Source organism: Pontibacter aquaedesilientis (genome assembly GCF_014773225.1).
Classification (GTDB): domain Bacteria; phylum Bacteroidota; class Bacteroidia; order Cytophagales; family Hymenobacteraceae; genus Pontibacter; species Pontibacter aquaedesilientis.
The window spans coordinates 290,389-302,895 of record NZ_JACXAJ010000002.1; the positions used below are offsets into that span (position 1 = coordinate 290,389).

The window sequence follows — 12,507 nt, forward strand, 5'->3', positions numbered from 1 at the left end:
GATTTTTGCCCGCAAAATTAGGCGCTAATAATGGAAATGCAACTACTTAGAGATTAAATTATTATTAATAATTGGTCTTATGTTATTTATTGCCAAGCCTTAAAAAAAAGTCGTAAATTGCGATTGCAGTATTAGTTTAAACACTAAGTGCAAAAAGAAAGGCGGGGCTTCGAAGCCCCGCCTTTCTTTTTGCTTTTGGAGTATGTGCTGTTAGTTAAAAATGTAGCGAACCCCAAACTGCGCCCTCCACCTGGATTGGAAGTCGTTTACGAAATAAGGGTTTCCGTCGGTGAGCCCTCTGCCGGTGTAGTTAAAGCGGGGCGTGGTAGTACCCGTTTCGTAGCCAGTAAAGTCGATTGCCTGGAAAGCGTTGAACGTGGCGCTGTACTGTCTGCCCCAGTCTTTGTTGATCAAGTTGGTGAAGTTGAAGATATCAAAGGTAAACTGTAGCCTGTGGTCGTTGTCGCCCTGACCTACCTTGAAATCCTGCATAATACGCAAATCTACCTGGTTCTGCCATGGCAGCCGGTCTCCATTTCGCTCTGCATACTGGCCTCTTCTGGAACTGAGGTAATCATTGTTGCTTATGAAGGCATCCAAAGCCGCCCACTGCTCCGCTGGGGTGGCCGACCCAGGTATAATGTTGCCGTCGCGGTCTGTGAAAGGTACCAAGTTGATCTCCGACTGGGTCCTTGGGATGTAGATCAGGTCGTTGGTTCTTCCCGCATCCCTGTTCACATCCCCGTTGTATATGTAAGATAGCGGCACACCTGTCTGCCCGTTGTAGAAAGCCGAGATTGTGGTACCAGCAAAACCCAGGTAATTCAGGTTATAGGAGAGACTGGCGACTACCCTGGAACGTATGTCGTTGTCGGCGAAAGCTTCTCCTACATTGTTGAGACCTTGCACTTGGTTCACGTTTATCCAGTTGGAGCGCGCCTGGCTGGAGTTGCCGGGGTTCACGTCTTTGGCCCGCGAGTAGGTATAGGCCAGCGACCCGGATACCCCGTTTTCTACAAAAGTCTTCTGCAACTGACCGGTCAGGCTGTAGCCAAAACCACGGCTGGTATTAGTCAGGTAGATGATGTCCTGGAAATTATTGCCCGAAATTCTGCTGAAAACCGGGCGGTTATCAGCCCCGGTCAAAGTGCCGGTTTGCTCCAGATTCAGGTTTTGATAGTAGATGTTATTCAGGTTTTTAGAGTATATACCCTCCAAAGTTGCTACCAGGTCAAAGGGCAACCGATGGTCGACAGCCGCATTCACTCTGAAAAGCTGTGGGAATTTAAAGTCGGGGTCTGTGATGTTGATCTCTGCCGTTCTGTCTGATAAGCCCACACTGCTAGCGGTTGGCTGCGTGTTTGGGTTAGGGTTAAAGCGAATTTGCCCCAGTAAGGGCCCGGAAGTCAGGGCTAGGCTGCCCAGTTGCTGACCGGTGTTGGTATACTGGTTCGATATCCACACGAATGGAGCTCTGCCCGTAAATACGCCTGCCCCGCCACGCACCTGCGTGTTGCCATCGTCAAACACATCCCAGTTTACACCTACCCTTGGTGAAAGCATGTATTGGGCCCCGGGCGTTTTATCAGTTGCCAGGCCTCTGGCGGCAAAGGCCTCGTTGAATTCCTGATTAACGGCCGGCTTGTCATTGAAGGTAGGAATATCCAGGCGTATACCTGCCGTCACTTTCAGGTTGTTCATCAGCGCGTATTCATCCTGTGCATAGAACCCTAGTTGGAAGGCGGAGAATTCGGCCCCCTGTTCCCGTATATTTGTGCGTGAATAGTTTCTGAAGAAAGCCCCGGGTGCTGCCTCGGCCGGCGTGCCGATGGCTTCAAAGGCCTCTAGCGAGTTGTATTCATAAGCCCCGAACTCCTGCCTGATGAACAGGTTAAAGGTTTTATAGAATTCGTTATGGGTACCCAGTGTGATGGTATGTTTGCCCATGAAGGCGTTGAAGTTATTGGTGATGGTCAGCACATCCTGATCCAGCTGGTTTTGAACGGAAAAAGGCTCACTGCCCAGCGCAATCGTTCTGCCGCCCGAGAGCCTGATCAACACATTGGGGAAGGGGGCGCCGGTGATGTCGCGGTCGTCTCGCACGGCCGTGAAGCCAATAAGGGCCTCGTTGGCATACTGACCGCCGAACTGGCTGCGCAGTTGGAGTACACTGGAATTGGTGGTGCTGGGAAAGTATTCCGCGTTGTTCGAGAAACGAAGAGCATTTGGTGTTCTTGAATTATCACGGTTTTCGCCATACACGTAGCTATGGCGGAGGGTTAGCTGGTGGTTGTCGGTAATGTTCCAATCAAGTCGGGCGAAGATTTTGTCACTCAGGGTTTCATCTTCAATGGACCTGAAACTGCCCGGGTCATAGCCCAATCGGTTGGCGGTGTTCAGTACGCGGGTGGCTTCATCTACCGTAATGTTGGAGCTGGCTGACCCCGGCTCGAATAGGAGTGGCGCTACCCGTTTGGTTTTTTCACCATTCACAAAAAAGAACAACTTGTCTTTGATGATCGGGCCGCCAATCCGGAGGCCCGTCTGATAGTCGGTGAAGTCCGGCAGCCTGGTTCTGGCATCATCCGGACTTTTGCCTACCAGCCCTTCGTTGTTGCCAAAATAATAGGCAGAGCCTGTAAACTTGTTGGAGCCGCTTCGGGTAATGGCATTAATGCCACCTCCTGTAAACCCGCTCTGGCGAACGTCAAAAGGCGCAATAACTACCTGGATTGCCTCAATAGCGTCTAGTGAGATGGGCTGTACGCCAGTTTGCCCGCCGTTGGTACCACTGGGCGATAGGCCGAACACATCGTTGTTGACAGTGCCATCTATAGAAAAGTTGTTGAAGCGGTTATTCTGGCCTGCAAACGAGATGCCTGAACCTGATGTAGAAGCCTGCGGCGTGATGCGGGTAAAGTCGTTCAGGCTTCGGGCAATGGTTGGCAACGATTCCAGTTGCTCAGTCGAAACGTTGGTGGCAGCGCCTGTTCTGTCTGAGTTGATGATCTTGTCCTGGGCGGCCGTTACCATTACTTCGCCGAGGGTTGTCGTGCTTTCTGAGAGGGTCAGGTCCAGCCTGAAGTTTTGACCCAGAGCCAAATTGATATTGTCGAATCGCTGCTCCTGGTAGCCTACATACGAGGTGCGAACCGTGTAGGGGCCGCCAACCCGCATGTTCTGTATGTTATATCGGCCCTCTGCGTTGGTGCCAGCTACATATTGCGTGTTGGTGGGTGTGTGTACAGCTATCACCGTTGCGCCAGGCAGAGGAACGCCACTTTGATCTTGTACCACACCGTTCATGGCAGCAGTAGTTGTACCCTGTGCCCCTGCAAACTGGCTGGTAAGCAGCAGTAGCAGGATCAGTAGTATTCTTTTGTAAAAAGTCCTCATAATACTTATAAGTTTGATTGAAAAAATCTAATTGCTTATAAGTACGTAGTTGTGAGACTTTTATGTGTTATTTTGATGTAAAAATTTGTATCGAATCAGAAACGGTATTTAGGACTAATTTGGTCTAATTCGAAAAAGGCCGTACAGCTTTGATGAATATTTTCTGGTAATGATCTGAAAACAGATTGTTCTCGATCACACCCAAACTGGTGGAGGCATGTATGAATTTCACTTCATTGTCACTGATCACCTCGGTTACCATGCCCACGTGGGTAATTTCGCGGCTGTTTTTATTGGCGCCAAAAAATACCAAATCACCTTCCTTCAGTTCTTTTACCCTTACTTCTTTGCCAAAGCGGCTCTGCTCATCCGAGGTGCGGGGTAGCGTTACATTTATACTTTGGAAGGAAGTGCATAACAGTCCGGAGCAATCCATGCCCACGCGTGAGGTGCCACCCCAGCGGTAAGGGGTGCCTGTGTAGGAACGGGCTGTCTCGATTACGGTGGCTACATTCTCATCTAACCGGTGTGCATTGGGAACCCGCGTGCGGCTGGTCCGGTCTTTCGAGGCTACTGTGCTCGATTTGGACTTGTTTTGTTTGGTGCCTTTACCGGCTCTGCGTGCTTGGCGTTTCTCCTCGGCTATCTCCCGGGCCGATTTGTAGGTTTCGCCGCGCTTGCTGAAGGTAGGCTGCGAGGACTGGCAGGAAGCCAAAAAGGCAATAAAAAAGATAAACAGAAGGGAATTGGTAAATAATGTTCTCAAAGCGTAACTTGGTAATGAATGACACAATTTGGTGACGTATTGGCTAAATTAAGCATTAGCTATCTAATATAAAATGAAATTTAACAAGATCACTCCAGAACTGGCCGAAGCCATGGCATCCATAGTCGGCCGGGAGTACATGGTGCTGCCGGTTGACCAGGAAGGTATGGCACGCTACACCCACGATGAGACCGAAGACCTGCGCTATCTGCCGGAAGTAGTGCTCAAACCTAAGAACGCCGATGAAATCAGCCGTATTGTGTGCTTATGCCACGAAAACTTTATTCCGGTGACACCGCGTGGTGCCGGTACCGGGTTGAGCGGTGGTGCTTTGGCCGTGCATGGCGGAGTGGTGCTGTCAATGGAGCGGCTCAACGCAATTATTGACATAGACGAACGCAACCTGCAGGCCACGGTCGAGCCAGGTGTAATTACGCAGGTATTTCAGGAAGCGGTGATGGCCCGCGGCCTCTTCTACCCCCCGGATCCCTCGAGCCGTGGCAGTTGCCAGCTGGGGGGCAACTTAAGCGAGTCCTCGGGCGGACCCAGAGCGGTGAAGTATGGCGTCACGAAAGATTATGTGCTGAACGTTGAAGTGGTGCTGCCAACCGGGGAAATAACCTGGACCGGCGCCAATGTGCTGAAAAACGCCACTGGCTATAACCTGACGCAGCTTATGGTCGGGAGCGAGGGCACGCTCGGCATCATCACCAAGATTGTGTTCAAGCTTATACCTTACCCTACCCAAAATCTGGTGATGCTGGTGCCTTTCCGTAAAGAAGAGGAGGCAGCCGCAGCCGTGTCTAATATCTTTATAGCAGGTATAGTGCCCTCCGCGCTTGAGTTTATGGAGCGTGAGGCAATTGTATGGGCAAGCCGTTACCTGGGGCTTGGCATGACGATGGCCGAAGACGAACGGGCGCACCTGTTGATTGAGCTGGATGGAAACGATATGGACCTGCTCTACAAAGATGCAGAACAGGTATACGGAGTGCTGGAAAAGTTTGACGTAGGCGATATTCTGGTAGCCGACACTGAAAAGCAGAAAGAAGACCTTTGGCGCATGCGCCGGAGTGTGGGACATGCTGTCAAGAGTAACTCTATCTATAAAGAAGAAGACACTGTAGTGCCTCGTGCAGAGCTGCCGGTGCTTCTGAGGGGGGTAAAGGAAATCGGGGAGAGGTATAGCTTCAAATCAGTTTGCTACGGCCATGCCGGAGACGGGAATTTGCATATCAACATCGTGAAGGGCGACATGTCGGACGATGACTGGAACAACAAACTGCCCGAAGGTATAAAGGAGATCTTTCGACTGTGCGTATCGCTGGGAGGTACGATCTCCGGTGAGCATGGTATCGGGTTAGTCCAAAGGCCCTACATTGGTATCGCCTTGAATGAAGTGCAGTTGCGGCTGATGCAGGGGATCAAGCAACTCTTCGATCCGCATGGAATTCTTAATCCGGGAAAGATATTTTGAAACAGCAAGCGGCAGCCATTGATTGGCTGCCGCTTGCTGTTTTATCATTTGGAGTATGTCGTTATACCTTTCCTCTGTTGTTATTCGTCTTGTTCGCTGCTTTTTTGTTAGCTAGTTCCTCGTCCAGCTGCCGAAGGGTGTCCCAGGACTGTATCAGGTTGCGTGGCGTCTCGTGCAGCTTGGGCTGATGCGCATTGGCCTGATCAGGGTTTGGGTTATCTGCACCAGTACCCATGTTATAAAGCATATGCTGTTCCTGATTTGCCTTTTCTGTCGCCTGATGACTGCGTAGCAGCGCTTCTTTCAGTGATTTATCGGGTTCCATGGTATCGTTTGTTTTGTTAGGGTTAATGATGGTGTTCAGCTTTGTCCTTTTTCTTGTCTTCCTCCTTAATAAAGTTGCTCACATACCCTGCCACATCGTCCGCATGTTCTTCCATCAGAAAGTGCCCGCTGTCCTCAAAATGCAGGACATAGCACTCGTGGAAGAAATTTTTCCAGCGCTGTAGGGCATCAATCTTCACCAGTTTGTCCTGTTCCCCCCAAAGGATGAGAGTCGGGATGTCCTGAATCTTTTTGCGCTCCTTCCAAAGTTCGTCATACCACTTACTTACCCCCACCAGTTCGCGGGCGCAGGCCAGTGAGCTGACACATTCATCCGGGTCGCCGAGTGCCCTGGTGTACTGCTCCTGCAGTTTTTCAGGTATCTTACTTTCTTTGCCAAACAACTCCTGCACCAGTTTTCCGGTAGTGACATTTAGCTTGGAATGCAGGAATTTGCCCAATGGACCGACCAGGTACTTGCTAGCCTTCGAGAACACCTGATGATTTGAAAGTGACCAAGTCCAGGTATTGAGCATGACAATATTCTTGACGTTCTCAGGATGATTGATGGCATAAGCCAATCCGATCGGGGCACCGAAGTCATGCACGATCAAGGTGATGTCTTTGAGTTGGAGGTGCTCCATAAGCTGCTCAAAGTTGGCAGCATGAGCCCTGGGTTTATAGCTCCAGTCCTTTGGCTTGTCCGACAGTCCAAAACCGATTAGGTCCAAGGCGATGCACCGATGCTTTTTACTCAGGAGTTTGATCAGGTTGCGATACACGAAAGACCAGGAAGGCGTGCCGTGTATCATGACAATCGGATGGCCTTCTCCCTCGTCGATGTAGTGCATCTTGCCAGCCTCTAGTTCCAGGAACCTGGATTTGAAGGGATATTCTTTGGTGTCCAGCCAGTCTGGTTTCATAGGAGCCTTAGGGTGTTTGCTATTCATCTATACTTGAGACAGAGGCACAGGTTGTTAAGAAAAAGAAAAATCTGGCTGATACAGGTTTTTTTGTTTCTTGCGTAACTCTTTTGCTACGAACAAAGTAAGACAACTGCGCCGTTTTGCGGAAGGTGCAGCTATGCCCTGCCGAGTCAGATACTGTTTAGGGGCAAATCATGCCACCGAGTCATAGGCGTTCGCAATGCCGGTACCGAAACAGGCAAATGGTGCCCAACAGGGGCCGTATCTGGCCCAAAAGCACGGTCTCCTGACTTAACTGGAAGTAAATAAACACAACATGAACAATGTACTTTCTGCCGGATCGTCCTCGTGTAAGCCAATGGTATGGTTTCGTAGAGAGAGGCAGCGATGCATGTATTCGAAACAGGAAACCCTATTCTTGACCATAAAATAGTTATTTTTGCGCCCGACGGGCTCCGACAGAAATATTGGCTAGGCGCTGGAAAATTCTGGTTACTTTAAAGGCTTGCTGTCAAAAGGATTCTGCACAGACCTGAAAAGGACTTTGTGATCTCGTTACCCGGATTGTCAAAAAAGGAATCCTTACTTCCGTCAGGAAGAACCTAACCAGTTGGGTTATGCAGCAGTGAATGGTTTTTGAGCCAGAACTAGACAAGGTATGGCTGACAGGTATAGCCGGGTGCTCATGACGGGCAGATATAGAGCCGGATCTTAACGACGTATGGACAAGGTTACCCATCTTGTCTCTGACTTGATAAAGTGATGTATTAGTGATGATAACATTATAAAAACCTTAAATTTGTACTTTCATTTATAAGATTTACCTATGAGAATTGCTGTAGTTGGTACTGGATATGTGGGTCTGGTGACGGGCACCTGCTTTGCCGAAGTGGGCATCGACGTGACCTGCATCGACATTGACCAGAAAAAGATAGATAACCTGAAGCAGGGCGTACTGCCCATCTACGAGCCGGGTCTGGAGGAGATGGTGCTCAGAAACTCCCAGAAAGAGCGTCTCTCGTTCAGCACCGACCTGGCGACCAGCGTGCAGGGCTGCGATGTGGCCTTCATCGCCGTGGGCACGCCTCCGGGCGAGGACGGCTCTGCCGACTTGAAATACGTTTTGGCCGTAGCCCGCGCCATCGGCCAGAGCATGACAGACTACACCGTGGTGGTGACCAAGAGCACTGTGCCGGTAGGTACGGCGGCCAAAGTGCGCAACGCCATTAAAGAGGAGCTGGAGGCGCGTGGCGCTGACATTCCGTTCGATGTGGCCTCCAACCCGGAGTTCCTGAAGGAGGGTGCCGCCATCGATGACTTCCTCAAGCCAGACCGCATCGTGGTGGGAGTGGACTCTCAGCGCGCCGAGGAGATGATGAGCAAACTCTACAAGCCTTTCCTGATGAACGGCCACCCGCTTATCTTCATGGACATCCCGTCTGCCGAAATGACCAAGTACGCGGCTAACGCCATGCTGGCCACCAAGATATCGTTCATGAACGACATTGCTAACCTGTGCGAGATCATGGGCGCGGACGTGAACATGGTGCGCCGCGGCATTGGCTCCGACGCCCGCATCGGCAACAAGTTTATTTACCCGGGCATCGGCTACGGTGGAAGCTGCTTCCCTAAGGACGTGAAGGCGCTTATCAAAACGGCCGACGAGAACGGCTACCAGATGGAGGTGCTCAAGTCCGTGGAGACGGTTAACGAGAAGCAGAAATCAGTGCTGTATAACAAGATCAGCAACTATTACAATGGTGAACTGTCCGGCAAGACCTTTGCCGTGTGGGGACTGTCCTTCAAACCGAAAACGGACGACATGCGCGAGGCACCATCGCTGGTAATCATTCAGAAGCTGCTGGAGCAGGGCGCCAAGGTAAAGGCCTACGACCCGGTGGCCATGAAAGAGGCGAGCCATACGCTCGGTGACTCCATCGAGTACGGCAAGGACGAGTACGAGACCCTGATCGACGCCGACGCGCTGCTGGTGGTGACGGAGTGGCCAGAGTTCCGTTCGCCTAATTTCGCCGTGGTAAGCAAGCTTCTCAAGGAGAAGGTGGTCTTTGATGGCCGCAACATTTACGACGCCAAGGAGATGGAGGCCAAGGGCTATACTTACTTCGGTATCGGTATCAAGCAGGCGACAGTGCCGCAGCAAACTAAAGCAACCGTATAGAGATGGCCAGAAAAAGAGTATTAGTGACGGGCGGCGCCGGGTTCCTCGGCTCCCACCTGTGCGACAGGCTGATAAAGGAAGGGTACCACGTGATCGCGATGGATAACCTGATCACGGGCAGCCTGGAGAACATAGAGCACCTGTTCAAGCTCGAGCAGTTTGAGTTTTACCACCACGACGTGTCCAAGTTCGTGCACGTGCCGGGCAAGCTGGACTATATCCTGCACTTCGCCTCGCCGGCCAGCCCGATCGACTATTTGAAGATCCCGATCCAGACGCTGAAAGTAGGTTCGCTGGGAACGCATAACCTGCTGGGCCTTGCCATGGCAAAGGGTGCCCGCATGCTGATCGCATCTACCTCTGAGGTATACGGCGACCCGCTGGTGCATCCACAGAATGAAAATTACTGGGGTAACGTGAACCCGGTAGGGCCGAGAGGCTGCTACGATGAGGCCAAGCGTTTCCAGGAGGCCATGACGATGGCTTATCACATGCACCACGGTCTGGAGACGCGCATTGTCCGCATCTTCAACACCTACGGTCCGCGCATGCGACTGGATGACGGCCGTGTGCTGCCTGCCTTCCTAAGCCAGGCGCTGCGTGGCGAGCCGCTGAGTATTTTCGGCGACGGCAGCCAGACACGCTCTTTCTGCTACGTGGACGACCTGGTGGAGGGAATCTACCGTCTGCTCCTGAGCGACTACCACTTGCCAGTGAACATCGGCAACCCATCGGAAATCACGATAAAGGAGTTTGCCGAGGAAATCTGCAAGCTGACAGGCGTGGAGCTGAAGGTGGAGTACCAGCCGTTGCCAACCGACGACCCGCAGAAGCGCCAGCCAGACATTGCGAAGGCAAGAGAAGTGCTGGGCTGGGAGCCGAAAGTGGACCGTGCCGAAGGCCTGAGAAGAACGCTCGAGTACTTCAAAGAGAAAGTGGAGATTCCGGCTGAGCGTATAGCTTAACTTGCGTATACTCCTGAAAAGACAAAGGCCCTGATTGCATCAGGGCCTTTGTCTTTTTATTTTTAGAAAGCTTTCAGGTATGCAGCTTTGCAAGGCTGTTTCTAAATTTTCTTATGTGCCTTTATAAAGTTCATTGCCTCTTTGTTTGCAGCGTTTTTCTTATCCGTTGCCTCTAATACAATGGAGTAATACTGCTTAGCTGCTTTGAGTTCACGCTCCTGTTTGGCAATCCGGGCCAGGTTGAGGTAGGAGTTAACAAAATAACCAGAGTCTCGCTCATTGCTCATTTCGGCAAACATAATGGAGTTCTGGTAATAAGCCTTCGCCTTTTGGAAATCCCTGTACTTGTTCTGATTGATGTAGGCTAGTATATAAGAGGCGTAACGTCCGCTCACCGCTTCATACCCGGGCATACGCTGGTCCAGTTTATTCATAATGTCCAGGCAAACCCGCTCGGCCAACGTAAAGTGCCCTTGCACAAAAAGAGCACGAGCATAGAAACGCTGAAAATAGGCGTTGTTAGGATACTTTTGAGCCAGTCCGCGGGAAATATCCAGCGCAGCCTCCATATTCCCTTCTTCGTTGGCATAGATCTTCATCAAGAAGAACTTGGCCTCGGTGCCGGTATAAAAACCATTGTTGGCCACGTATCGCAACTGTTTAATGCCTAAACGCTTGTCACCACTCGGGAAGAAGGCAAGCACGGGGCGCAGCATTTTGTAGTTTTCGTGAATCCAGATAGAATAATAGTTGAAGAGAGCCTCCCCAAACAAAAACTCAGGGCTGAGACCATTGCCGGCTTTGGCTTTTTCCAAGTACTCTAAGGAGCGCTTGCTGGCTACAGTGGCTTTTCGCCAGTTGCTGCGCTCAGAGTGCAGGCGGGCCGTGAATCCGTTGGCGGCGGATAGAAAAAAGGCTGCCTCGTAGTCTTTGTTATTTCTGTCGTATAGTTTCTCCGCTTTCTGGATCGTCGTGTCCATGTACGCAAAGAAAAGGTCGTCGTATTTAAGCGTCTGAATGTTGGTCGGGACGATTTTCCACCATTGGCTCAGACCCATCAGGAAATAGGGCAGCGGGTGATGGGGATAACGGCGGCGAAGGGACTTGAACTGTTTCTCAGCCAGCTCATACTTAAAGTTGTACATGTTGTCCACGGCGCCCTCCAGTTCGTACTGTATGTCCATGTCCATCAGCAACATGCCCTTTACGTTGCCGGCACTGGGAATAACTTCGACAGACTGCATTGTGATCTCGCGCATTGTCGTGTCAGGCTGTGCCTTTGAGCCCTGTGCAGAAGCATGGGTTGACAGAAATATGCTGAGGATTACAAGTACAATCTTACTGTTCATAGGTGAAAATATATTCGTAGTGTCGAGCTGTTTCGCCTGAATTGCTGCAAGCGAGTACTAAAAGTACAACAATTATACTAAATTTGAATTGATACAAAAGAAATATTGCATGAAACTCCTGAAACAACTCTGTCGCATACACGCGCCATCCGGCAACGAAAAAAAACTATCCAATTTTTTGCTTAACTACATTGAGGAACAGAAAGTTCAGTGGAAACAGCAACCGACTGTAGTTTATGGAGAAGGTTTTCAAGATTGTATTTTATTGATATTTGGTAGGCCCCGAACCGCTATATTCGCGCATATCGATTCTATCGGTTTCACGGTACGCTACGGCAAACAACTGGTGAAGATCGGAGGCCCGGATCTGGAAACCGGCTATACCCTGGTTGGTGAGGACTCGCAGGGGGAAATTGAATGCACACTGGAGTTTGACGAAGAGGAGCATGAAATAAGCTACAAATATGAACGGGAGATCGAGCGAGGCACGGAACTGGTCTTCAAATGCGACTTCCGGGAAACAGAAGAAACAGTGCAGTCTTGCTACCTGGACAACAGGCTGGGGGTGTGGAGCGCCCTGAAAGTGGCCGAGACCTTAGAGGATGGCATCATCGCTTTCAGTAGCTGGGAAGAGCACGGTGGTGGGTCGGTAGCATACCTGGCAAAGTACATTTCCGAAAGGTATGGGGTGCATCAGGCACTCATATCCGATATCACGTGGGTAACAGAAGGCGTGCAGCCGGGCCAGGGAGTGGTAATCTCGATGCGTGACAGCCTGATTCCGCGCAGGTCTTATGTAGAGAGGATCATAGGTATAGCCAAGGCCTCCGGTATTCCTTTCCAGCTGGAAGTAGAAGGTTCGGGAGGGAGCGATGCCAAAGAGTTGCAACACGGGCCGTACCCTTGGGACTGGTGCTTTGTGGGCGCACCCGAGGACAACGTGCATACACCAAATGAGATCGTGAACAAGAAAGATATCGAGAGCATGGTGGCCCTGTACCGGGAATTGATGGAAAAGCTTTAAATGTATTTGATTGCGATAATTAAGGAGGCCGTTCTATGCAGAACGGCCTTTTTTGTGCGCTCTGCAGGTATAGGAAGAGGTTTTGGGGGCGCCATGCTGCC

General features: G+C 50.9%; 9 protein-coding genes. 4 read left to right on the forward strand and 5 right to left on the reverse strand.

Annotated features, from left to right (window positions below; all coding sequences use genetic code 11):
- Window positions 1–210 precede the first annotated feature (210 nt).
- Both H9Q13_RS06235 and H9Q13_RS06240 read right to left on the reverse strand, forming a co-directional pair.
- Window positions 211–3,396 (reverse strand): TonB-dependent receptor, encoded by a 3,186-nt coding sequence (locus tag H9Q13_RS06235; protein ID WP_191182913.1) that lies wholly within the window; start codon window positions 3,394–3,396, stop codon window positions 211–213.
- A gap of 124 nt (window positions 3,397–3,520) precedes the next feature.
- Window positions 3,521–4,162, reverse strand: coding sequence for a C40 family peptidase (locus tag H9Q13_RS06240; RefSeq protein WP_224744115.1), 642 nt, complete (start codon window positions 4,160–4,162; stop codon window positions 3,521–3,523).
- A 73-nt stretch (window positions 4,163–4,235) separates the two neighbouring features.
- Between H9Q13_RS06240 and H9Q13_RS06245 the strand changes: the two genes are divergently transcribed.
- Window positions 4,236–5,639 (forward strand): FAD-binding oxidoreductase, encoded by a 1,404-nt coding sequence (locus tag H9Q13_RS06245; RefSeq protein WP_191182914.1) that lies wholly within the window; start codon window positions 4,236–4,238, stop codon window positions 5,637–5,639.
- Window positions 5,640–5,700: 61 nt separating this feature from the next.
- Here the strand turns inward: H9Q13_RS06245 and H9Q13_RS06250 are convergent, their stop codons facing one another.
- Both H9Q13_RS06250 and H9Q13_RS06255 read right to left on the reverse strand, forming a co-directional pair.
- A complete protein-coding gene (locus H9Q13_RS06250) occupies window positions 5,701–5,964 on the reverse strand; it encodes a hypothetical protein (protein ID WP_191182915.1) in 264 nt (87 codons plus the stop codon).
- 22 nt (window positions 5,965–5,986) lie between these two features.
- Window positions 5,987–6,886: an alpha/beta fold hydrolase gene (locus H9Q13_RS06255; protein WP_191182916.1), complete on the reverse strand. Its 900-nt coding sequence runs from the start codon at window positions 6,884–6,886 to the stop codon at window positions 5,987–5,989.
- An 829-nt stretch (window positions 6,887–7,715) separates the two neighbouring features.
- Between H9Q13_RS06255 and H9Q13_RS06260 the strand changes: the two genes are divergently transcribed.
- Both H9Q13_RS06260 and H9Q13_RS06265 read left to right on the forward strand, forming a co-directional pair.
- On the forward strand, window positions 7,716–9,068 hold the full coding sequence (locus H9Q13_RS06260) for a UDP-glucose dehydrogenase family protein (RefSeq protein ID WP_191182917.1): 1,353 nt from the start codon (window positions 7,716–7,718) through the stop codon (window positions 9,066–9,068).
- Between the two features lie 2 nt (window positions 9,069–9,070).
- On the forward strand, window positions 9,071–10,033 hold the full coding sequence (locus H9Q13_RS06265) for a UDP-glucuronic acid decarboxylase family protein (RefSeq protein ID WP_191182918.1): 963 nt from the start codon (window positions 9,071–9,073) through the stop codon (window positions 10,031–10,033).
- Window positions 10,034–10,134: 101 nt separating this feature from the next.
- On the opposite strand, the gene H9Q13_RS06270 is transcribed toward H9Q13_RS06265, so the two are convergent.
- On the reverse strand, window positions 10,135–11,382 hold the full coding sequence (locus H9Q13_RS06270) for a tetratricopeptide repeat protein (RefSeq protein ID WP_191182919.1): 1,248 nt from the start codon (window positions 11,380–11,382) through the stop codon (window positions 10,135–10,137).
- Window positions 11,383–11,491: 109 nt separating this feature from the next.
- Between H9Q13_RS06270 and H9Q13_RS06275 the strand changes: the two genes are divergently transcribed.
- Window positions 11,492–12,406: a M20/M25/M40 family metallo-hydrolase gene (locus H9Q13_RS06275; protein WP_191182920.1), complete on the forward strand. Its 915-nt coding sequence runs from the start codon at window positions 11,492–11,494 to the stop codon at window positions 12,404–12,406.
- The last annotated feature ends 101 nt before the right edge of the window (window positions 12,407–12,507 follow it).

Bases quoted from the DNA above. Each gene is read 5' to 3' on its own strand.
- H9Q13_RS06235 (WP_191182913.1), bottom strand. From the start codon at position 3,396: ATGAGGACTTTTTACAAAAGAATACTACTGATCCTGCTACTGCTGCTT.
- H9Q13_RS06245 (WP_191182914.1), top strand. From the start codon at position 4,236: ATGAAATTTAACAAGATCACTCCAGAACTGGCCGAAGCCATGGCATCC.
- H9Q13_RS06250 (WP_191182915.1), bottom strand. From the start codon at position 5,964: ATGGAACCCGATAAATCACTGAAAGAAGCGCTGCTACGCAGTCATCAG.
- H9Q13_RS06255 (WP_191182916.1), bottom strand. From the start codon at position 6,886: ATGAAACCAGACTGGCTGGACACCAAAGAATATCCCTTCAAATCCAGG.
- H9Q13_RS06260 (WP_191182917.1), top strand. From the start codon at position 7,716: ATGAGAATTGCTGTAGTTGGTACTGGATATGTGGGTCTGGTGACGGGC.
- H9Q13_RS06265 (WP_191182918.1), top strand. From the start codon at position 9,071: ATGGCCAGAAAAAGAGTATTAGTGACGGGCGGCGCCGGGTTCCTCGGC.
- H9Q13_RS06270 (WP_191182919.1), bottom strand. From the start codon at position 11,382: ATGAACAGTAAGATTGTACTTGTAATCCTCAGCATATTTCTGTCAACC.
- H9Q13_RS06275 (WP_191182920.1), top strand. From the start codon at position 11,492: ATGAAACTCCTGAAACAACTCTGTCGCATACACGCGCCATCCGGCAAC.